The 20,324-nt window shown below is 67.4% G+C and carries 20 protein-coding genes; 16 read left to right on the forward strand and 4 right to left on the reverse strand.

All coding sequences use genetic code 11. The features are described from left to right. Positions 1-96: 96 nt before the first annotated feature. The 5 genes from ABIS05_RS06545 to ABIS05_RS06565 are packed head-to-tail and all read left to right on the forward strand — an operon-like array spanning position 97 to position 4,932. Positions 97-486, forward strand: coding sequence for a GntR family transcriptional regulator (locus ABIS05_RS06545; RefSeq protein ID WP_348063227.1), 390 nt, complete (start codon positions 97-99; stop codon positions 484-486). Beyond that, positions 483-1,391, forward strand: a complete 909-nt coding sequence (locus ABIS05_RS06550) for an ABC transporter ATP-binding protein (protein WP_348009173.1) — start codon at positions 483-485, stop codon at positions 1,389-1,391. The genes ABIS05_RS06545 and ABIS05_RS06550 overlap by 4 nt, the downstream gene beginning before the upstream one ends. Next, the gene (locus ABIS05_RS06555) at positions 1,388-2,056 is read left to right on the forward strand and encodes a hypothetical protein (RefSeq protein ID WP_348009174.1); all 669 of its coding nucleotides are present in this window, start codon (positions 1,388-1,390) and stop codon (positions 2,054-2,056) included. The genes ABIS05_RS06550 and ABIS05_RS06555 overlap by 4 nt, the downstream gene beginning before the upstream one ends. Before the next feature lie 9 nt (positions 2,057-2,065). After that, entirely contained in the window at positions 2,066-4,162 is a 2,097-nt protein-coding gene (locus ABIS05_RS06560; RefSeq protein WP_348009175.1) for an ATP-binding cassette domain-containing protein, read from the forward strand. Next, positions 4,159-4,932 carry an ABC transporter permease gene (locus ABIS05_RS06565; RefSeq protein ID WP_348009176.1) on the forward strand — a complete coding sequence of 258 codons (774 nt, stop codon included), beginning with the start codon at positions 4,159-4,161 and terminating at the stop codon, positions 4,930-4,932. The genes ABIS05_RS06560 and ABIS05_RS06565 overlap by 4 nt, the downstream gene beginning before the upstream one ends. A 52-nt stretch (positions 4,933-4,984) precedes the next feature. Here the strand turns inward: ABIS05_RS06565 and ABIS05_RS06570 are convergent, their stop codons facing one another. Then, positions 4,985-5,857 carry a hypothetical protein gene (locus ABIS05_RS06570; RefSeq protein WP_348009177.1) on the reverse strand — a complete coding sequence of 291 codons (873 nt, stop codon included), beginning with the start codon at positions 5,855-5,857 and terminating at the stop codon, positions 4,985-4,987. A 214-nt stretch (positions 5,858-6,071) separates the two neighbouring features. On the opposite strand from ABIS05_RS06570, the gene ABIS05_RS06575 reads away from it, so the two are divergent. Genes ABIS05_RS06575 through ABIS05_RS06605 form a run of 7 tightly spaced genes read left to right on the forward strand, consistent with a single transcriptional unit; the run spans position 6,072 to position 14,423 of the window. Continuing rightward, positions 6,072-7,700: a methyl-accepting chemotaxis protein gene (locus tag ABIS05_RS06575; protein WP_348009178.1), complete on the forward strand. Its 1,629-nt coding sequence runs from the start codon at positions 6,072-6,074 to the stop codon at positions 7,698-7,700. A 39-nt stretch (positions 7,701-7,739) separates the two neighbouring features. Further along, positions 7,740-8,201, forward strand: coding sequence for a chemotaxis protein CheW (locus ABIS05_RS06580; RefSeq protein ID WP_348009179.1), 462 nt, complete (start codon positions 7,740-7,742; stop codon positions 8,199-8,201). After that, positions 8,198-9,814 (forward strand): CheR family methyltransferase, encoded by a 1,617-nt coding sequence (locus ABIS05_RS06585; protein ID WP_348009180.1) that lies wholly within the window; start codon positions 8,198-8,200, stop codon positions 9,812-9,814. Before ABIS05_RS06580 ends, ABIS05_RS06585 begins: the two co-directional genes overlap by 4 nt. Further along, complete coding sequence (locus tag ABIS05_RS06590; RefSeq protein ID WP_348009181.1) at positions 9,727-10,137, forward strand: chemotaxis protein CheW; 411 nt, start codon at positions 9,727-9,729, stop codon at positions 10,135-10,137. The genes ABIS05_RS06585 and ABIS05_RS06590 overlap by 88 nt, the downstream gene beginning before the upstream one ends. Next, the gene (locus ABIS05_RS06595) at positions 10,134-12,383 is read left to right on the forward strand and encodes a hybrid sensor histidine kinase/response regulator (RefSeq protein ID WP_348009182.1); all 2,250 of its coding nucleotides are present in this window, start codon (positions 10,134-10,136) and stop codon (positions 12,381-12,383) included. Before ABIS05_RS06590 ends, ABIS05_RS06595 begins: the two co-directional genes overlap by 4 nt. Then, on the forward strand, positions 12,380-13,429 hold the full coding sequence (locus ABIS05_RS06600; RefSeq protein ID WP_348009183.1) for a chemotaxis response regulator protein-glutamate methylesterase: 1,050 nt from the start codon (positions 12,380-12,382) through the stop codon (positions 13,427-13,429). Before ABIS05_RS06595 ends, ABIS05_RS06600 begins: the two co-directional genes overlap by 4 nt. Next, on the forward strand, positions 13,419-14,423 hold the full coding sequence (locus ABIS05_RS06605) for a diguanylate cyclase domain-containing protein (RefSeq protein WP_348063228.1): 1,005 nt from the start codon (positions 13,419-13,421) through the stop codon (positions 14,421-14,423). Before ABIS05_RS06600 ends, ABIS05_RS06605 begins: the two co-directional genes overlap by 11 nt. Positions 14,424-14,458: 35 nt before the next feature. Here ABIS05_RS06605 and ABIS05_RS06610 read toward each other — a convergent pair whose 3' ends face one another. Then, on the reverse strand, positions 14,459-15,748 hold the full coding sequence (locus tag ABIS05_RS06610; protein ID WP_348009185.1) for a S8 family serine peptidase: 1,290 nt from the start codon (positions 15,746-15,748) through the stop codon (positions 14,459-14,461). 90 nt (positions 15,749-15,838) lie between these two features. On the opposite strand from ABIS05_RS06610, the gene ABIS05_RS06615 reads away from it, so the two are divergent. Beyond that, positions 15,839-16,333 (forward strand): RNA polymerase sigma factor, encoded by a 495-nt coding sequence (locus ABIS05_RS06615; protein ID WP_348009186.1) that lies wholly within the window; start codon positions 15,839-15,841, stop codon positions 16,331-16,333. Next, the gene (locus ABIS05_RS06620; protein ID WP_348009187.1) at positions 16,330-16,944 is read left to right on the forward strand and encodes a NepR family anti-sigma factor; all 615 of its coding nucleotides are present in this window, start codon (positions 16,330-16,332) and stop codon (positions 16,942-16,944) included. The genes ABIS05_RS06615 and ABIS05_RS06620 overlap by 4 nt, the downstream gene beginning before the upstream one ends. On the opposite strand, the gene ABIS05_RS06625 is transcribed toward ABIS05_RS06620, so the two are convergent. Together ABIS05_RS06625 and ABIS05_RS06630 are read right to left on the reverse strand one after the other, a co-directional pair. Then, the gene (locus ABIS05_RS06625; RefSeq protein WP_348009188.1) at positions 16,941-17,387 is read right to left on the reverse strand and encodes a nuclear transport factor 2 family protein; all 447 of its coding nucleotides are present in this window, start codon (positions 17,385-17,387) and stop codon (positions 16,941-16,943) included. The two genes, ABIS05_RS06620 and ABIS05_RS06625, sit on opposite strands and share 4 nt — an antisense overlap. Further along, positions 17,384-18,016, reverse strand: a complete 633-nt coding sequence (locus tag ABIS05_RS06630) for a TetR/AcrR family transcriptional regulator (protein WP_348009189.1) — start codon at positions 18,014-18,016, stop codon at positions 17,384-17,386. The genes ABIS05_RS06625 and ABIS05_RS06630 overlap by 4 nt, the downstream gene beginning before the upstream one ends. A 107-nt stretch (positions 18,017-18,123) precedes the next feature. Here ABIS05_RS06630 and ABIS05_RS06635 point away from each other — a divergent pair, with 107 nt between their 5' ends. Beyond that, entirely contained in the window at positions 18,124-19,494 is a 1,371-nt protein-coding gene (locus tag ABIS05_RS06635) for an NAD(P)-dependent oxidoreductase (protein WP_348009190.1), read from the forward strand. Beyond that, positions 19,487-20,324, forward strand: an 838-nt coding sequence (preA, locus tag ABIS05_RS06640) for an NAD-dependent dihydropyrimidine dehydrogenase subunit PreA (RefSeq protein WP_348009191.1), incomplete at its 3' end; no start/stop codon positions are given. The genes ABIS05_RS06635 and preA, both read left to right, overlap by 8 nt.

Below are 20,324 nucleotides of genomic sequence, written 5' to 3' on the forward strand. Positions count from 1 at the left end.
GCGCGGCTGACGTCGACAGCGAAGCGGCCTCCGGGCCGCTTTTTCATTCGGCACTTGCATTCGCGCAACCGTGCATATATTCTGTGTATACACATTATGCACAGCAGTCTTTTCATCTCGCAGACCGACGCGAGGCCCATGTACCTGCAGATCGTCGAGCAGATCCGCCAGCGCGTGGCTGCGGGCGACTGGGAGGCGGGGCTGGAGCTGCCCTCCATCCGCACGCTGGCGGCGAACCTGCGGGTCAGCGTCATCACCGTCAAGCGCGCCTATCTGGACCTGGAGTCCGAGGGCGTCATCGTGACGCGCCACGGCAAAGGCTCCTTCATCGCCGACGCGCAGGGCCTGGCCAAGGACATGCGCCTGGCCCAGCTCGACACCCACCTCGCCGCCGCCGGCGAGATCGCCCGCTCGCTGGGCATGGCCGAGCCCGAACTCATCGAACGACTGCGCAGCGCGCTGACCCAACAGGAGCCCACGTCATGAGCGACAAGGCCATAGAAATGAGGAACGTGCGCAAGGCGTTCCGCTTCTTCACGCTGGAGGACGTGACCCTCGACCTCGAGCACGGCCAGATCATGGGTCTCGTCGGCCCCAACGGCGCCGGCAAGAGCACCACCATCCGCCTGCTGATGGGCATGCTCACCGCCGACGCCGGCAGCATCCGCCTGCTCGGCCACGACATGCCGCGCAGCCAGGCCGCCGCCAAGGCCGACGTCGGCTTTGTCAGCGACGACATGAAGCTGCTGCCGCAGGCGACGCTCGCTTGGCACATGGACTTCGTCGCCTCCATCTACCCCCGCTGGGACGCGGCCTACGCGGCCACGCTGCTGAAGCGCTTCGGCCTGCACGCCGGGCAGTCGGCCAAGAGCCTGTCCACCGGCGAGCAGGCCAAGGCGCTGCTGCTGCTGGCGCTGGCCCGCCGCCCGCGCCTGCTGGTGCTGGACGAACCCACGTCGGGCATGGACCCGGTCGCCCGCCAGGAGCTGCTGAGCGAGTTCATGGACGTGCTGCGCGACGACAGCCGCTCCATCCTGTTCTCGTCGCACAACACGGTGGACGTGGAGCGCATCTCCGACCGCATCACCTTCATTGACCGGGGCCGCGTGGTGGCGTCGAACGACAAGGACGCCTTTCTCGAACGCTGGCGCACGCTGCGGCTGCGGCTGCCTAACCTGGCAACCGAGGGCATGCCCGATTGGAAGCTGCCCGAAATCGTCCACCGCGACGTGGACGGCCCCAACGTCACGCTGACGGTCGACGGCTTCAGCGACGACTTCCTCGCCCGACTCGGCACGCCGGTGCAGGACGTTTACCGCATGAGCCTGGAAGAAGTCTTCGTCGCCACCGTCATGCACAGCCGCCAAGCGCGGGAGGCTCGCCCGTCATGAACCTGCTCACACGCAAGCTCGTCGCCAAGGAGCTGTACGTCTACCGCTGGCTGCTGGCCGGCGCCACCGCCGCAGGCTACGCGGGCCTGATGAGCGCGGCGGCTGGCGAGATCGGCTTCAACATCGGCTTCATCGTCTGGCTGACCGCCGTCATCGCGCTCGGCGTGATGCTGGCGCTGTTCGGCGTCGCCCAGGAGCGCAAGGAACGCTCGCTGCTGTTCATGCTGAGCCTGCCGCTGTCACCCGGCGACTACGTGCGCGCCAAGCTGCTGGGCCTGCTCGCCAGCTTCCTGCTGCCTTGGGCGCTGCTGAGTGCCGGCGCGCTGGCGCTGATCCTCCTCATGCCGGGCGTTGCCGACGGGCTGTTGCCCTTTGCGGTGCTGCTCTGCGTCTTCCTGCTGATGAACTTCGCGCTGGTGCTGTGCGGCGCGCTGCACATCACCTCGGAAGCCGGCATGGGCGGGCTGATCATCCTCACCAACATGTCGGTCTCGCTCTTCATGATGGGCATCGGCCGCATCCCCGAGATTGGCCGGCACATGCCCGCCGCCACCCCTGTCTGGAACGCAACGTTCTGGCTGCTCCTCGCCGCTGAAGCGGCACTCACGACCCTCGCCCTGTCCCTGCCCCTGTTCACCGCCGCGCGTCGGCGCGACTTCCTCTAGGGAAACACCATGCAACACCAACCCAACGGCGAGAGGCTCCACGCCCTCGACGCAGTGCGGAGCTTTGCCCTTTTGCTGGGCGTCGCCTTCCACGCCACGATGTCCTTCCTGCCCGGCCTGCCGAAAGGCATGTGGGCGATGAGCGACAACTCGCCCAGCGCCTTCCTGGGCGAGGCGGGCTTCGTCGCGCACAGCTTCCGCATGACGCTGTTCTTCTTCATCGCCGGCTACTTCGCGCGGCTGCTGCACCAGAAGCTGGGCACCGCCGGCTTCTGGGCCAACCGCGGCAAACGCATCGCCGTGCCGCTGGTGGTGGGCTGGATGCTGCTGTTCCCGGCCATCGTCTTCGTGTGGGGCTGGGGCATGCAGAAGGTCTTCAACGGCGCGCCACCCGCGCCACCCGAGACGCCCAAGACCTTCGGCGCGCTGCCGCTGTTCCACCTGTGGTTCCTGTACCAGCTGCTGTGGCTGTACGCCGGCGCGCTGGTGGTGCGCAGCGTCGTCGCGGTGCTGGACAAGCAGCAGGTCTTGCGCAACCTCATCGACCGTGCCGTGGCCGGCTCTGTGCGCTGGGGCGCGGCCACGCTGCTGCTGGGCCTGCCCGTGGTCGCATGCCTGCTGGCCACGCCAACGTGGTTCCCCTGGCTGGGCATCCCGACGCCCGACCAGTCGCTGATCCCGCAGCTGCCCGCCACCGTCGGCTTCGGCACGGCCTTCGCGTTCGGCTGGCTGGTGCACCGCTCGCAGGGCGCGCTGGCAGCGATGAGCGCACGCTGGCTGCCCCACCTCGTGCTGGCGGCGGCGGCCTCGGCCACTTGTCTATACATCCTCAAGACGCAACCGCCCTTCGGCATGCCCGACGGCCCCAAGACCCTCTTCGCGCTGGCCTTCGGCGTGTCGGTGTGGGCCTGGGTCTTTGCCATCACCGGCCTGGCGCTGCGCTTCCTGTCGGGCCACAGCGCCGCGCGGCGCTACGTTGCCGATGCGTCCTACTGGATCTACCTCGCCCACCTGCCGTTGGTGTGCGCGCTGCAGGTCTGGGTGGGCGACTGGCCGCTGCACTGGAGCGTGAAGTACCCCTTCGTCGTGTTGGCCAGCCTGGCCATCCTGCTGCTGAGCTACCACTGGCTGGTGCGCTCCACCGTCATCGGCAAGCTGCTCAACGGCCGGGCCTATCCGCGCGGCGCGGCGCCGGCTTCAGTCGAAGCGGCGGCGGTGGACGACGACCTCGTCGCCTCTTTGTGCGGCGTGTCCAAGCGCTACGGCAAGCTGGAGGCGCTGAGCAGCGTCGACCTGCAACTCAAGCGCGGCGAACTGCTCGCGCTGCTCGGTCCCAACGGCGCTGGCAAGTCGACCGCCATCTCGCTTTGGCTGGGCCTGCACGACGCGGACGCCGGCATCGTCAAGCTCCTCGGCGGCTCGCCGCAGGAGATCGCGCGGCGCCAGGGCCTGGGCGTCATGATGCAGGACGTCGAGCTGCCGAAAGACCTGAAGGTGCACGAGCTGGTGGCCCTGTCCACCAGCTACTACGCCCGCCCGCTGAGCGTGAAGGACACGCTGGCGCGCGCCGGCATCACGGCGCTGGCCAGCCGCCACTACGGCAAGCTCTCCGGCGGCCAGAAGCGCCAGGTGCAGTTCGCCATCGCCATCTGCGGCCGGCCCAAGGTGCTGTTCCTGGACGAGCCCACCGTCGGCCTCGACGTGCAGGCAAGAGAGCTGATGTGGGCCAACATCCGCGCGCTGCTGCGCGAGGGCTGCTCCATCCTGCTGACGACGCACTACCTGGAGGAAGCCGAGGCGTTGGCGACGCGCGTCGCCGTGCTCGGGAAGGGCCGCGTCATCGCCTCGGGCAGCGTGGACGAGATGCGCGCGCTGGTGTCGCGCCGGCACATCCGCTGCAACACGACGACGGCCGCGAACGACGTGCGCGGCTGGCCGGGCGTCGTCGACGTGACCTGCGACCACGCCCAGCTGTCCATCGTCGCCACCGATGCCGAAAGCCTCGTGCGCCGCCTGCTCGCCGCGGACCCCCAACTCTCGCGCCTGGAAGTAAAACAGGCCGGGCTCAACGATGCATTCAACGCACTCACCCAGGAGGCCGCATGACCACGCTGACCCTCGCCTCGCCCCAGCGCTCAGGTTCGCCCTACGCCGTCGAGATCCGCCTCGAACTCCTGCGCCTGCTGCGCTCGCCGGCCTTCGCGCTGCCCATGTTCGTGCTGCCGGTCGCCATGTATCTGCTGTTCGCCTTCGCGGTGGCCGGCGAGATGACGGCCAAGGACCCCGACGCCGCCCGCTTCATGTTCTCCGGCTTCTCGCTGATGGCCGTGACCATGGCCGCCGTGTTCGCCACCTGCCCGTCCATCGCCATGGAGCGCGAACTGGGCCTGCTGACGCTCAAGCGCGCCCAGCCCGCGCCACCCGGCGCCTGGCTCACCGCCAAGATCGTGGTCGGCGTCGTCACGGGCGTGATCGCCTACCTGCCCATCCTCATCGTCACGGCCGTCAGCGGCCAAGGCGGTTTGAGCGCCGGCCAGCTCGCGGCCATGAGCGCCGTGCTCATCGCCGGCGCCATCCCGTTCTGCGCCATGGGCGTGATGGTGGGCGCACTCGCCAGCGGCACCGCGGCACCGGCCTACGCCCACCTGCTGTATCTGCCGGGGCTTTATCTGTCGGGCGTGTTCTTCCCGCTGCCCAAGTCCATGTACTTCCAGGTGCCGTTCTGGCCGCAGTTCCACCTCAACCAGCTCGTCTTCGCGGCCGGCGGTGTCGACAAGTTCCGTTACATCGGGCCGGAGATGGCCTTGGCCGTCTTGATCGGCTTCACCGTGCTGTGCGGCGGCATTGCGATGCGACAGCTGAGCCGCAGGGGATGAAGCGATGCCCCGCGACCGGCAGGGTCGCGGGGCATCGCCGGTCAAGGCCGGGTCAGCGCTGGGCCGAGCCGTTGGCGGAGGCGTCCAGCGTCACCGAGCGGTCGGCGCGCGAGGCCTTGGCTGCGGCGCTGCCCGAGGCCTGGGCATTGCGGCCGGTTGCCTGGGTGCTGGCGGCACCGCCGACGGCCTTGTTGCTGGCGCTGCCGTTGGCGGCCGTTGTCGACGGGGCGGGCTTGGCAGCGGTCGCCGGAGCGGCAGGAGTGGCAGGGGCGGCAGGCGTTGCCGGCGTGATGGACGCCGTGGGTGTGGTCGGCGCTGCCGGCACAGCAGGCGTGGCGGGTGTGGCGGGTGTGGCGGGCGTGGCGCTGGTGGCATTGCCGCCGTTCAGCGCACCGTTCAGCATGCCGCTGCCCTGGGCGCCGAGGTTGCCGCTGGCGCCATTGGCCGTGCCGCTGATGGCACCAGTCACGCTGCCGTCGGCACTGCCCGAGGCGTTGGTGGCGGTGGCGCCGATCTGGTCCTTCAGGCCTTGGCCGCTGGTCTTCAGATCGCTGACCTTGTCGCCGGCCGTCGTCTTCGCGCCGTCGACCGTGCCCTGCACAGCGGTCTTGGCATCGCCGGCCTTGTCGGTCACGCCCTGCTTCAGGTCGCCGACCTGGGTCTTGGTCTTGTCGACGGTGCCCTTGAGCAGCGAGCCATCCGCGTTGGCCGAGCCGGCAGCTGAGCCGGTGGCCTTGCCGCCGACGTCGAGCTGGCGGGGCGACAGCGCGCCATTCAAGCCACCAGTCAATCCCCCGGTTAGGCCGCCGCCGGCGCCACCGCCGAGCAGGCCGGCGGCGTGGACGTTGGCAGCCAGCAGGCCAGCCGACAGGGCGGCGATGCTCAGCGTGGCGCGAAGGACTTGGGTGCGACGGGTTGCAAACATGATGAATCTCCGGGTGGTTGTGTCAGAAGAGCCAGCCTTTCTGGCCCTTTCACTGAGTACAACGACCGCTGTCGAAAGATCCTTCCCGGCCCGGTTGCAACGGTTTGTGTCAGATGCGCTTTCGCACTGGATCAACTAGAGTTTGTCTTCCACTGTGACGAAGCGCTCTCAGTTGGTATGGTTGTCCTCAACGGTTTTTGACCAAGACTCCGCCATGAAGACCTGGACCATTCGGCAACGCATCCTGGGCAGCTTCGCTGCCGTGTTGGCGCTGATGATCGTGATGGGAGGCATTGCCTACACCCACCTTCAACTCGTCGAGCATGACGCGACCACCGTTCAGAAGGACGCGCTGCCCGGCGTGGCAGTGGGCGGCCAGCTCCTGTCAGCCTGGCTTGCGAACTACTCGCTCACGCAGGAACACATCCTGCAGACCGATGCAGCCTCGATACGCGATGTGGAGTCGCAGCTCCAAGCCAACCGGGCTCGCCTTGAAGACCTTGCCAAAGCCTACGAGACGACCATTTTCGTGCCGCAGGATCGGGCCAACTTCGAGGCATTCAAGACCCTCCGCGGGCCCTACCGGCGCGCTCAGGACGACCTGTTGAAGTTGAGCGCGGACAACAAGAACACCGAGGCCCGCGCGCTGCTGAACAACCTGGTGGACCCTGAGTTCGAGAAAGTACAGGCGGCCCTGCAGGTCATCGTCGACTTCAACACAGCCTACGGCGATCAAGCCGGGCGGCAGATCATGACGTCGGTTGCAACGGCCAAGACCGCCATCATCGCGAGCCTGGCGGTGGCATTCGTGCTCGCCTTCGTCAGCGGCTATCTCCTGTTTCTGTCAATCACCCGGCCCCTGGGGCGACTGATCACCGCCACCGATGCCATCAGCAAGGGCGACTTCACGCAACGGATGGCCCCGGGCCAGCAGGATGAATTTGGCACGCTGGCGAGTGCATTCAACCGCATGATTGACGAGCTGACCCTGTTGGTGGGCCAGGTGCAGAAATCCGGCATTCAGGTCAACACGTCTGCCACCGAGATCTCCGCCACCGCCAGGGAGCAGCAGGCCACCGCCAGTGAGATCGCCGCGACCACCTCCGAAATCGGCGCCACGTCCAAGGAAATCTCGGCCACCTCCAAGGACCTGGTCAGGACCATGTCCGAAGTCTCGCTGGTGGCTGAACAAACCGCTGTTCTCGCAGGCGATGGGCAGGACGGTCTGTCGAAGATGAACGAGACCATGCACAACGTCATGGCAGCGGTCGGCTCCATCAACACCAAACTTGCGGTCCTCAGCGAGAAGGCCGGCAACATCAACCAGGTGGTGACCACCATCACCAAGGTGGCCGACCAGACCAACCTGCTGTCACTCAACGCTGCCATTGAGGCCGAGAAGGCCGGCGAATTCGGCCGTGGATTTGCCGTGGTGGCCACCGAGATCCGGCGGCTCGCGGACCAGACCGCCGTGGCGACCTACGACATCGAGCAGATGGTCAAGGACATCCAGTCCGCCGTCTCGGCCGGCGTCATGGGCATGGACAAGTTTTCAGAGGAAGTGCGCCGCGGCTTGCAGGAAGTGCAGCAGGTCGGCAGCCATTTGTCCCAGATCATCCAGCAGGTGCAGGCGCTGGCGCCACGCTTCGAGTCGGTCAACGAGGGCATGCAGGCGCAGGCCACCGGTGCCGAGCAGATCAGCCAGGCGCTCACACAGTTGAGCGACGCTGCGCAGCAGACCGTCGAATCGCTGCACCAGTCGAACCAGGCCATCGACGGACTGAATCAGGCCACCGGCGGGCTGCGCAGCGGCGTCTCGCGTTTCAAGTTGACCGAGGCATAGCCGTCGTCACCAGCCCTCAGCACAGGACGGCGTCAAGTGATGTTCCTTCTCGTTCAACTGGGCAAGGATCGATACGCGCTGGACATCGGCCAGGTGACGGCAGTGCTGCCACGGCTGGACATGAAGGCCGTCCCGCGGGCGCCACCGGCCGTAGCGGGCCTGTGCAACTACCGCGGCGCGCCCGTGCCGGTGATCGACTTGAGCGAATTGACGCTCGGCCGCCCGGCATCGAGCCGTTTGAGCACGCGCATCGTCCTCGTTCATTTTCCAGATCCTGCGGGCGGCCCGCAGCTGCTGGGCTTGCTGGCCGAGCAGGCCACGCAAACGCTGCGCCGCGAACCCGCCGACTTCGTTCCCGCCGGCGTCGACCCCGACGGGGCGTCCTATCTGGGCCCGGTGACCAGCGACGCACGTGGCTTGATCCAACGCATCGACGTGCTGCGCTTGCTGCCGGCGCCCGTGCGCGAGTTGCTGTTCAACGAACCGAAGCAGGCGTCATGAACATCACCGCATTCGAGCAGCTCCTGAAGCAGACCATGGGCCTGGATGCTGCGTCGATTGGTTCTGCGGCCATCGAGCGCGCGGTGCAAAAACGGCTGTCGATCTGCCGGCTGCCGGATACGCAGGCTTACTGGGAACGGGTGTGCAGTTCGGAAATCGAATTGCAGGAATTGGTGGAGGCGGTGGTCGTGCCGGAAACCTGGTTCTTTCGCGACCCGCTGGCATTCAGCGCGCTGGGGCAGCTGATCCGAGACGACTGGCTGACTCGACATCGGCACGGATCGCTGCGTTTGTTGAGTCTGCCGTGTTCGAGCGGCGAAGAGCCCTTTTCGATGGCCATGACGCTGCTCGACGCGGGCATTCCAGCGCACCGCTTTGCCATCGACGCCATCGACATCAGCGCGTGCGGGCTGGCGCAGGCGCGGCGCGCGGTGTACGGAAAGAATTCGTTTCGCGGCAGTGAGTTGGCGTTCCATGACCGCTACTTCGAGCACACAGCGCAGGGTGATCAGCTGGCCGAGGCAGTGCGAGAACAGGTGCAGTTTCAGCAGGGCAATCTCATTGCCGCCGACCTTCTGCCAGGCGTGGAGCTCTACGACGTCATCTTTTGCAGAAACGTGCTGATCTACTTCGACGGCCCCACGCAGAACCGCGTCATCCAGGTCTTGGCGCGCCTGCTGAAAGAACAGGGTCTGCTGTTCGTCGGACCCTCCGAAACCGGCGTGCTGTTGAACCACGGCTTCGTTTCCACCAAGCTGCCGCTGGCATTTGCCTTTCGCAAGGCAACTGCTGTTGCGCCCGAGACGGCGCGCGACACGACGCCTGGCACTGTGCACCCTGCCCCGCAGACAAGGCCGGTGAGTGCTCAGCCCCTTGGCAGGATCCCGGCAAAGCCTGCGGCCACCCCCAAAGCCAACGCACCTCCCCACCTCGCGCCGGGTATTGATGACGCGGAGCGTCTGGCAGACCAGGGGCGCCTGGCAGAAGCTGGCAAGTGTTGCGAAGCGCATTTGCGTGCGCACGGCCCGTCGGCAAAGGCGTTCTATCTGCTCGGCCTGATACGCGACGCCAGCGGCACCCTGGAGGAAGCCGCCGACAGCTACCGCAAGGCGCTCTATCTCGAGCCCACATCACGAAGCCCTGGTTCACCTCGCCTTCCTGCTGCACAAGCGCGGCGACGTGGCTGGCGCGAAGGTATTGCAGCAGCGCGCGGACCGACTGCTGAACAAGAGCAAGACGCAATATGCACGCGCCGACTGACGCCGAGGCCTCGATGCCCACCCGCATCATGGATTGCTGGAACCGCATCGGCGTGCAAGGCGATGGATCGTGCCCGCAACTGGAACAGTACGTTCACTGCCGCAACTGCCCCGTCTACGCCGCGGCCGCAGTGGCCCTGCTCGACCGCGCGCCCCCGCCTGGCTACCTCGCCGACTGGACCCACCATTACGCACAGGAGCAGGCGGCGGAGCAGGTCGACGTGCTGTCGGTATTCATCTTTCGCATCGGTGTCGAATGGCTGGCCTTGCCGACGCCGACATTCGCCGAAGTCGCCGAGTTGCGCTCGATTCACTCGCTGCCCAACCGGCGCAGCGGCGTGGTGCTGGGCCTGACCAACGTGCGCGGCGAACTGCTCGTCTGCGTTTCGCTGGGCACCGTGCTCGGCCTGGACACGCCCGAATCGAATCGGGACCGGCAGCGCATCGCGCAGCGGCGCCTGCTGGTCATCGGCGGCGACGGCGAGCGCATGGCGTTCCCGGTGGACGAAGTGCACGGCATTCATCGCATCGATTTGCACGACTTGAAGGAAGTGCCGGGCACCGTCGCGCGCGCCACGGCGCCCTACTCAAAAGCGATCTTTGCCTGGCAGCAGAACACGGTGGGTCTGCTCAATGAACGACTGCTGCTCCACACACTGAGCCGGAGCCTCGGATGAGCACCGGCGATCTCAGCGCCCTGTCGATGCTGGAGCTGTTCCGGATCGAAGTGGAATCGCAGACGCGAGCGTTGATTTCGGGCCTGCTGGCGCTGGAGCAAAGCCCTGCAGCGGCCGAGCACCTCGAAGCGTGCATGCGCGCCGCCCACTCGCTCAAAGGCGCCACGCGGATTGTCGACCTCAGCGCAGGCGTGGCCTTGACGCATGCGATGGAAGACTGCTTCGTCGCCGCGCAAGAAGGGCGGCTGAGGCTGCACCAAGCACACATCGACGTGCTCCTCGCGGGCGTGGATCTCCTGAACCGCCTTGCCAACGCCCCGCAGGCTGATTTCGACCGGCCGCCCGAAGGGGATCAACTGCAAGTCGACACGTTCCTCAAGGCGTTGGCCCTCGCCATGCAGACCACGGCAGCGAGCGATTCAGCCCCCGATGACACGCTCCGCGTATTGCATGAGGCGCCAGCGCCAGGACCGGCACCAACAGCCACGCAGCATGACACCCCGGACCGCGTCTTGCGGGTCACCGCCGAAAACCTGAACCACCTGCTCGGCTTGGCCGCCGAGTCGCTGGTGGCCTCACGATGGCACAAGCCCTTCGCCGACTCGCTGTTGCGACTCAAGCGGCTGCAGCATGCCTGCGCGCAAAGCCTGGCCGCGCTGCGCGACGCCGGAGCTTCGCAGTCCGATGAGCAAAGATGGGCGGCACTGGATGAGATCAGGCGTCGCGTGCTCGAGTGCGAACAGCTGGTGGCCCAGGGGCTTGCCAGTTTGGACGTGTTCGACCGGCGCTCCACCGATCTCTCCCGGCGGCTCTACGACGAAGCCGTGGCCTGCCGCATGCGGCCGTTCGCCGATGCCGCCCAGGTCTTTCCGCGCATGGTGCGCGACCTCGGCCAGGCGCTGGGCAAGCAGGCGCGGTTGGAGATCGTCGGCGCACGGACACAAGTGGATCGCGATGTGCTGCAGCAGCTGGAGGCGCCGCTGGGCCACCTGCTGCGCAATGCAGTCGACCACGGCCTCGAATCGACCGAGCAGCGTCTTGCAGCGGGCAAACCCCCGACGGGCGTCGTGCAACTCGAAGCCCGCCACAGCGGTGGCGCACTGCTGATCACGGTCTCGGACGATGGCCGCGGGATCGATCTGGACGCGCTGCGCGTTGCCGTTGTGGATCGCAAGCTCACCACGGCGGAGATGGCGCTGGAGCTTTCCGAGGCGGAGTTGCTGGAGTTCCTGTTCCTTCCCGGCTTCACGCTGAAGGACAGCGTGACCGAGACCTCGGGCCGCGGCGTCGGGCTGGACGTGGTGCAGAACATGGTCAAGCAGGTGCGCGGGACGATCCGCGTCTCGATGTCAGCGGGCAAGGGGCTGTGCTTCAACCTGCTGTTGCCGCTGACGCTGTCGGTCGTGCGTACGCTGCTCGTGGACATCGGTGGCGAGCCGTACGCTTTCCCGTTGGCGCATGTCTTTCGCACCCTGCGCCTGGCGCCGGCCCAGGTCGAAGTGCTCGAAGGCTGGCAGCACTTCGGCCTGGACGGGCGCCGCATCGGGCTTGTCGCTGCGCATCAGATCCTGGAGGCCGGCACGTTCAACCCACCCGAGGGCGATTTGGCAATCGTCGTCGTGGGCGACCACCACACCACCTACGGGTTGGTGGTGGACCGTTTTATAGGAGAGCGCGAATTGGTTCTGCAGCCCCTCGACCCTCGCCTCGGCAAGATCAAGGACATCAGTGCGGGTGCGCTGATGGACGACGGTTCACCGGTGCTGATCATTGATGTAGAAGACGCGCTCCGCTCGGTGCAAAAGCTGGTTGCCGCCGGCAACTTGAGCAAGGTGCAGCAGGGCGCCGTCGCGGCCGAAAAGGCGAAGCGCAAGCGCGTGCTGGTGGTGGACGATTCGCTCATCGTGCGCGAGCTGGAGCGCAAGCTTCTGGCGCAGCATGGCTACGAGGTCGAAGTCGCGGTCGACGGCATGGACGGCTGGAACGCCGTGCGCACGGGCCACTTCGACCTCCTGGTGACGGACATCGACATGCCGCGGATGGACGGCATCGAACTGGTGACGCTCGTCAAGCGGGACCCGCATTTGAAGTCACTGCCGGTGATGATCGTTTCGTACAAGGATCGCGCGGAAGATCGTCAGCGCGGCCTGGAAGCCGGCGCTGACTACTACCTGACCAAAGGCAGTTTCCATGACGAGACGCTGCTGCAGGCGACCGTGGACCTGATCGGCGAGGCCCCCCAATGAAGATCGCCATCGTGAACGACGTGCCGTTGGCCGTAGAGGCTTTGCAGCGCTCATTGGCACTGCGGCCGGAACACCGCGTCATCTGGGTGGCCGAGAACGGTGCCCAAGCGGTGGAGCGATGTGCGCAGCAGCTGCCGGATCTGGTGTTGATGGACTTGCTGATGCCGCAGATCGACGGCGTCGAAGCCACGCGCCGCATCATGGCGGCGACACCTTGCGCGATCCTGGTCGTCACTGTCAGCGTCGGCGCCAACAGCTCGCGCGTCTTCGAGGCGATGGGCCACGGCGCCCTCGACGCCGTCAACACGCCGGCGCTGGGCATTGGCGACCTGCGCCAGAGTGCCGCGCCGTTGCTGGCGAAGATCGACATCATCGGCCGGCTGATCGGTGACGGGGCCGGGACCTCAGGCGCCGCGAGGAATGCCCGCCGCGCATCGCTGCAGTCCGGCCGGCCCTGGCTGGTGGCCATCGGTGCGTCCGCCGGCGGGCCAGCGGCATTGGCCACCGTGCTCGGCGGCTTGCCCGCAGGTTTTCCTGGCGCCGTGGTCATCGTTCAGCACGTGGACGAGCAGTTCGCCGCAGGCATGGCGTCGTGGCTGGGTCAACATTGCGCGCTGCCGGTGCGAGTGGCCAAGGAAGGCGACACGCCGACGGCAGGCGCCGTGTTGCTGGCCAGCACCAACGACCATCTCAGGCTGAAGACGAGCACCCGGCTCGGCTACACGCACGAACCCCTGGACCAGATCTACCGCCCCTCGGTGAACGTGTTCTTTGAAAGCGCGAGCGAGCTGTGGGCCGGCAAAGCCGTGGGCGTCCTCTTGACCGGCATGGGAAGGGACGGCGCGCGGGGCCTGAGGGCGCTGCGCGACAAGGGGCACTACACCATCGCGCAGGATCAGGCCACCAGCGCCGTCCATGGCATGCCCAAGGCTGCAGCCGCCTTGCATGCAGCGGTGGACATCTTGCCGATCGAACGTGTCGCACCGGCACTGATCAAAGCCGTCGCCGGCAAGGCGACCCACCGGAGAACCAATGATGACGAATGAATTCATGAGCCCGGAAACGGCTTTCGATCCTTCTGCAAAGTCCCTCATGGTGCTGTTGGTCGATGACCAGCTGATGGTCGGCGAGGCCATCCGCCGCACGCTGATCACTCAGCCAGACATTCATTTCCACTTCTGCGCCAATCCGGCGGAGGCAGTCGCGGTCGCGGCGCAGATCGGGCCGACGGTCGTCCTGCAGGATCTGGTCATGCCTGGCGTCGACGGCCTGACGCTCGTGCGCCAATACCGCGCCAACCCGGCCACCGCCGACATTCCGATCGTCGTGTTGTCAACCACGGAAGACCCGGCCGTGAAGAGCAATGCCTTCATGGCTGGCGCTAACGACTATCTTGTCAAGCTGCCGAGCAGTGTCGAGTTGATTGCCCGCATTCGCTATCACTCCAAGGCTTATTCGATCCAGCTCCAACGCGACCTTGCCTTCCGTGCACTTCGAGAAAGTCAGCAGCAGCTGATGGAAACAAATATCAAGCTGCAGCGCTTGTCCCATGTGGACGGGCTCACCGAACTGAGCAACCGGAGGTACTTCGATCAACAAATCGACATTGAGTGGAAACGCGCCACTCGGGAGCAAAGCCCGCTGTCGATCCTGATGATCGATATCGACGACTTCAAGCGCTTCAACGATACCTACGGCCACCCGGCGGGGGACGACGCATTGAAGCGGGTGGCAAGGTCAATGCAGACGTGCGCCACACGGTCATCCGACGTTGCTGCGCGCTTTGGCGGTGAGGAATTTGCATTGCTCTTGCCAGCAACCCCGCTTGGCGGAGCCCAATCGCTTGCGGAGAACCTCCGCCTAGGCGTGCACGAGCTCCAGATTCTCCATGGCGCATCCACGGTGGCCGAATGCATGACGGTGAGCGTGGGCGCCGCGACGATGATTCCGCAGCATGGAGATCCATTTCTCCCCTTGATTGAGACTGCGGACAAGGCGCTCTATGAGGCCAAGCGAGCGGGCAAGAACTGTGTGAGATGACATGACTCACGACTCATGACCGACGAGCTTGTGAATCAGCGCGCCTGGCGCGACTGCAACTGCTCGGGCACGACGCGCAGGTCCTCGGCGACGAGCCCGCGGCCATAGACCGGATCGCGGCCCGGCGCGCCGAGATCCACGGCGTTGGCGGACAGCTTCTCGACCGCCGCCGCCGCCGCGGCCACATCGGGCACGCGCAGCTCCGCCGCAAGCAGGCCGGCCACCAGTGGCGCCGCGAAGGACGTGCCGCGCGCCACGCCATAGCCCTCGCCGCTGCGCGCCACGGCCATGTCGGCGCCGGGGGCCGACCACATCACCTGCGGCCCCTGCGCCGCCTCGGGCAGCACGCGGCGCGAGGCGTTCACGCCGGTCACGCCGATGACGCCGGCATAGGCCGCCGGGAACAGCGGCGGCGCGGCCGGGCCATCGTTGCCGACCGCAGCAACCAGCAAATGCCCGCGCTTGACGAGGGCCGCGACGCCTTGCTCCAGCAACCGGTTCTGCGGCCCGACGAGGCTGACGTTGACGACGGCGACGCGCTCGCGTGCCATCCAGGCCAGTGCACGCACCACCTCCTCGGCCGAGCCGCCGTCGGGCTTGTCGCAATACACATCGGCGGCGAACAGCTCGGCCTTGCCCAGGGCGCCGGCAAAGCCGCGGTCCCGGCCGACGAGCAGTGACGCGACCGCCGTGCCGTGTTCACTGGGCACCGCGCTGCCGCCGCAGCCGAAGCTGCCGCCGGCCGCGTGGCGCAGCGCCGCATGCCTGCGGTCCACACCGCCGTCGATGAGGCCGACGCGGATGGGACCGGTCTGCTTCACCGGGCCGCCGCCGCCGGCTGCCACATCGCCACTGCGTGAATAGAGGTGGTTGAAGTCGGCCTGCAGGTCCGGCTGGGCGGCGCGCAGCCTCTCCAGTGCCTCGGCCGTGTCCAGCCCCGGCGGCACGCGCAGCACGACTTCGCGCAGCTCCAGCTCGGGCCAGGCCTCCTCACGCAGCTTGATGAGGCCCAGGCTCGCCGCCACGGCCAGCGCCGCGTCGCTGGGTGACACCAGCAGCAGCTCGCGGCGGCGGATCAACTCACCGCGCGGGTCGGCCTCAACGACGTCCCGGTGGCGGCGCAGCAGGTCGCGCGCGCCCGTCACACGCAGGTCCACCAGTTGCGTCGTGGACGAGAGCAGGTCGGGCAGCGGCTGCAGCACGCGGTCCACCGCGCGGTCGAGTGCGCCGGGCAGGCGCTGCACGCCGGGCAGTTGCGGCAGGCGCAGTTGGGCCTGGGCGGGCGCCAGCGCGGCAACAAGAGACAGGGCGAGGACAGTTTTCATGGCTTTCACAGGCTGTTTGTGAGGATAACGAGTGAGGCAGGGAAGAAAATCCATGCCTCGTCCGTTGTCTGTGTATCGATGCCTGAATCTGTGACTGAACTTCGCCAGGAGATCGCCGCCCTGCTGCCACGGCTGCGCCGTTTCGGCCGCACGCTGGCCTACTCCCCGGAGGACGCCGACGACCTCGTACAGGTTGCCGTCGAGAAGGCCCTGACCCGCACCGACCAGTGGGCGCCTGGAACGCGCCTGGACAGCTGGATGTTTCGCATCATGCAGAACGCGTGGATTGATGAATTGCGTGCCCGCGAACGGCGCGGCCAGACCTTCCTGCCCGAGGAGGAAGGCGAGCACGTCGGCGACGGCCCGGCCGTTTCGGGTTCTAGCTCGCAGCTCGACGCCATCCTCGTGCGCAAGGCCGTGGCCAAGCTGAGCGAGGAGCACCGCGCGGTGGTCGGCCTCGTGCTTGTGGAAGGTCTGAGCTATCAAGAAGCCGCCGAGGCGCTGGGCGTGCCCGTCGGCACCGTCACCAGTCGCGTGGCCCGCGCCCGCGAGGCGCTGCAGGAGTTGCTGGGAGAGTGGCCATGAATTTGAATGACAAGCAGTTGCAAACCGAACGGCGCCGAATCTCAGCCGCCTTCGACGGCGTGTTGAACGAGCCCGTGCCGGACCGGCTCAAGGCGCTACTGGCCGAGCCGGCGGCGCAGGTCGTCGACCTGGGCGCCGTGCGCGCCAAAGCTCAAGGCAAAGGCCGCGCCATGTCCAACTGGGCGGCCTGGGGCGGCATGGCGGCGACGCTGGTACTGGGCACGCTGATCGGCACCCGGCTGGCACCGCCCACGGGCGCAGAGGACCGCCTGGTGGCGACGGGTGAGATCGCCAAGGCGCTGGATCGGCAACTCGCCAGCGCGCCAACGGCGGGCCCGGGCGCGGTGGCCGTGCAAGTCAGCTTCAAGGCCAAGGACGGGCGCTGGTGCCGCAGCTTCTCGACGCCAGCCTCGGCGGGCCTGGCCTGCCGCGAGGGCGATGGCGCCTGGGCGCTGCAGCAGGTGGCGACGGTGGCAACGCCGAGCGGCGGCATGCGCCAGGCCGCCAGCAGCCTGCCGCCCTCGGTGCTGACTGCCGTGGATGCAGCGATGGCCGGCGAGGCGCTGAACGCCGAGCAGGAGAAGGCGGCGCGCGATGCCGGCTGGCGCTAGTCGCGGACCGGGCTGATCTGCACGCTGACGATCTTCCACACGCCCTTGCGGCGCACGTAGATGTCGATGTAGCGGTAGTGCGTGTGGAAGGCCTGACCCTGGTAGTGGCCCGTCATGCGCGTGCGGCCGCTGAGCAGCGCCGTGTCGCCGTAGACGCGCACCTCGAAGTCCTCGACCGTGTACGGGTCCAGCGCCAAGTCGGGCGACAGCAGGCCGTCGACGAAGCTGGCCTTGGTCTCGACATTGCCATGCGCGTCGATTTGGCGGAAGTCCTCCGCCATATTGGCTTCGATGGCGGCGCGGTCCTTGGCCAGGATGGCCCGGTCCCAGGCCGCGGCCTGGACCTCCAACTGGGCGACCAACGCGGCAGGCGCCGCTTGGGCCAGGCCCGTCACCGCCAGGCCCGCCGCAGCCGCACCCGCCAACAGCGCGCGTCGCTTCACTCGGCCACCTCCAGGCTGCGCCAGATCAGGCCGGTGATCAGCTCGCGGGCGCGCTCGAAATCGTCTTCGTCCAGCGCCGCCTTGCCCATGTAGAGCGAAAACTGCGCCCCCAGGTCGGCATAGGACTGCGTGGATGACCAGATGAGAAACATCAGATGGGTGAAATCCAGGCGCCGGATCAGGCCTGCGGCCGCCCAGCCTTCAAAGCGTGCGACGTCGGCGTGCAGCAACGGCATGACCTGGGCTTTGAGCACGTCCTGGTAGCGCGGCGCGCCGGCCATGATCTCGCGCGTGAAGACGGCGTTGCCGCTGGGCCGCTCGCGGCTGAAGCGCAGCTTGTCGGCCACGTAGGCCCGGATGGCCGCCTCCGGCTCGTCGGCGTCGGCGATGGCGCTCATGTTGGCCATCCACTCGCCCATGACGCTGTCCAGCACGGCGCGGTAGAGGTCTTCCTTGCTGGGCCAGTGGTAGAGGAGGTTTTGCCGCGAAAGGTCCAGTGCGGCGGCGATGCTGTCGAGGCTGACGCCCTCAAAACCAAAACGCGCGAACTGATGTTCGGCTTCGATGAGGATGGCCTCCTGCTTGCGCAGGGTGGCGGCGCGGGGGGTGCGTACTGCGGCAACGGTCATGCACCGGATTTTGACGGGCGTGCACCAAGCGCTTGCTGCGGGTTTTTACGCCTAGGTCAAGTTTTACAGGGTAGTAATGTTTGGGTGTTTTCTACCCGGAGATTCCCGTGGACCTTGCCGACCTGAAGTCTGGCCGTTTGAGCCCCGCTGACTACGAGCGCAACTTTGCCGACGCGCACCCGCCGCTGAACCGCACGCAGGCGCTGATCGAGGCCGAGCGCTGCTACTACTGCTACGCCGCCCCCTGCCAGACAGCCTGCCCAACGGGCATCGACATCCCCGCCTTCATCCAGCGCGTGGCGCAGGACAACGTGCGCGGCGCCGCCGAGGCCATCCTGACGGCCAACCCGCTGGGCGGCATGTGCGCCCGGGTCTGCCCGACCGAGGTGCTGTGCGAGCAGGCCTGCGTGCGCAACACCAACGAGAGCAAGCCGGTCGAGATCGGCCTGCTGCAGCGCTTTGCGGTGGAGGGTCACTTCGCCAATCCCGGAGCAAAACCCTTGTTCGAACGCGCACAGCCGACGGGCCGGCGCATCGCCGTGGTGGGCGCCGGGCCCGCCGGGCTGGCCGCCGCCCACGGCCTGGCGTGGCGCGGACACGACGTTTTTCTCTTCGATGCCGCACCGAAATTGGGCGGCTTGAACGAATACGGCCTGGCAACGTACAAGGTGGCCGGCGGTTTTGCGCAGCGCGAGATCGACTGGTTGCTGTCCATCGGCGGCATCACGCCCAAGCTGAACTGCCGCCTCGGCCGCGACATCACGCTCGACGGTCTGCTGGCTGAATACGACGCCGTCTTCCTCGGCCTGGGCTTGGGCGGCGTGAATGCGCTGGGCATCGCCGAGCCCGAGCTGCCGGGCCTGCGCAATGCCGTCGACTTCATCGCCGAGCTGCGCCAGAGCGCGCCGCAGATCGTGCCCGTAGGCCGCAAGGTCGTCGTCATCGGCGGCGGCATGACGGCGGTGGACGCGGCCGTGCAGAGCAAGCTGCTGGGAGCCGAACAGGTGACCATGGTCTACCGGCGCGGGCCGGACGGCCTGTCCGCCTCCACGCACGAGCAGCACTGGGCGCAGACGAATGGCGTGACTATCCGCTGCTGGGCACGGCCGCTGTCCGTCGAGGCCGACAGCGGCCTGCTGCGCGGCATGCGCTTCGCCGCGACGGCGCTGCAGGACGGCCAGTTGGTCGACACCGGCGAGCAGTTCTTCATCGAGGCCGACTTGGTGCTGCGCGCCATCGGCCAGACCTACGAAGCTCCCGCCGGCACGGCCATCGAGCTGCAAGCCGGCCGCATCAAGACCGACGAAGACGGGCAGACCAGCCTGGCGCGCGTCTGGGCCGGCGGCGACTGCCGCGCCGGGGGCCGCGACCTGACCGTGGAGGCCGTGGAGCACGGCAAACGCGCCGCCGCCAGCATCGACCGCGCGCTCGGCCTGAGCGCCATCCGCCATCTCGACAAGGAGGCCCACCGTGGCTGACCTGAGCACCAACTTCCTCGGCATCAAGAGCCCCAACCCCTTCTGGCTCGCGTCGGCGCCGCCGACCGACAAGGAGATCAACGTGCGCCGCGCCTTCGAGGCCGGCTGGGGCGGCGTCGTGTGGAAGACGCTGGGCGAGGACCCGCCGGTCGTCAACGTCAACGGCCCGCGCTACGCCACGCTGTGGAGCCAGGACCGCCGCGTCATCGGCTTCAACAACATCGAGCTGATCTCGGACCGGCCGCTGCAGACCAACCTCGACGAGATCCGCCGCGTGAAGCGCGACTTCCCCGACCGGGCCATGGTCGTGTCGCTGATGGTGCCGGTCAACGAGCAGAGCTGGAAGGACATCCTCGCGAAGGTGGCCGACACCGGTGCCGACGGCGTGGAACTGAACTTCGGCTGCCCGCACGGCATGAGCGAGCGCGGCATGGGCTCGGCCGTGGGCCAGGTGCCGGAGTACATCCAGCAGGTGACCGAGTGGTGCAAGAAGCACACGCGCATGCCGGTCATCGTCAAGCTCACGCCCAACATCACCGACGTGCGCTTCCCGGCCCGCGCGGCGCATGCCGGCGGCGCCGATGCGGTGAGCCTCATCAACACCATCAACTCGGTCATGGGCGTGGACCTGGACCGCATGACGATGAGCCCCGTCACCGACGGCCTGGGCTCGCACGGCGGCTACTGCGGCCAGGCGGTCAAGCCGATCGCGCTGAACATGGTGGCCGAGATCGCCCGCGACCCGGCCACCGCGGGCATGCCCATCAGCGGCATTGGCGGCATCACCACCTGGCGCGACGCGGCCGAGTTCATCGCCATGGGCTGCGGCA

This window comes from Roseateles sp., from assembly GCF_039929605.1.
In the GTDB taxonomy this organism is placed as follows: domain Bacteria; phylum Pseudomonadota; class Gammaproteobacteria; order Burkholderiales; family Burkholderiaceae_C; genus Pelomonas.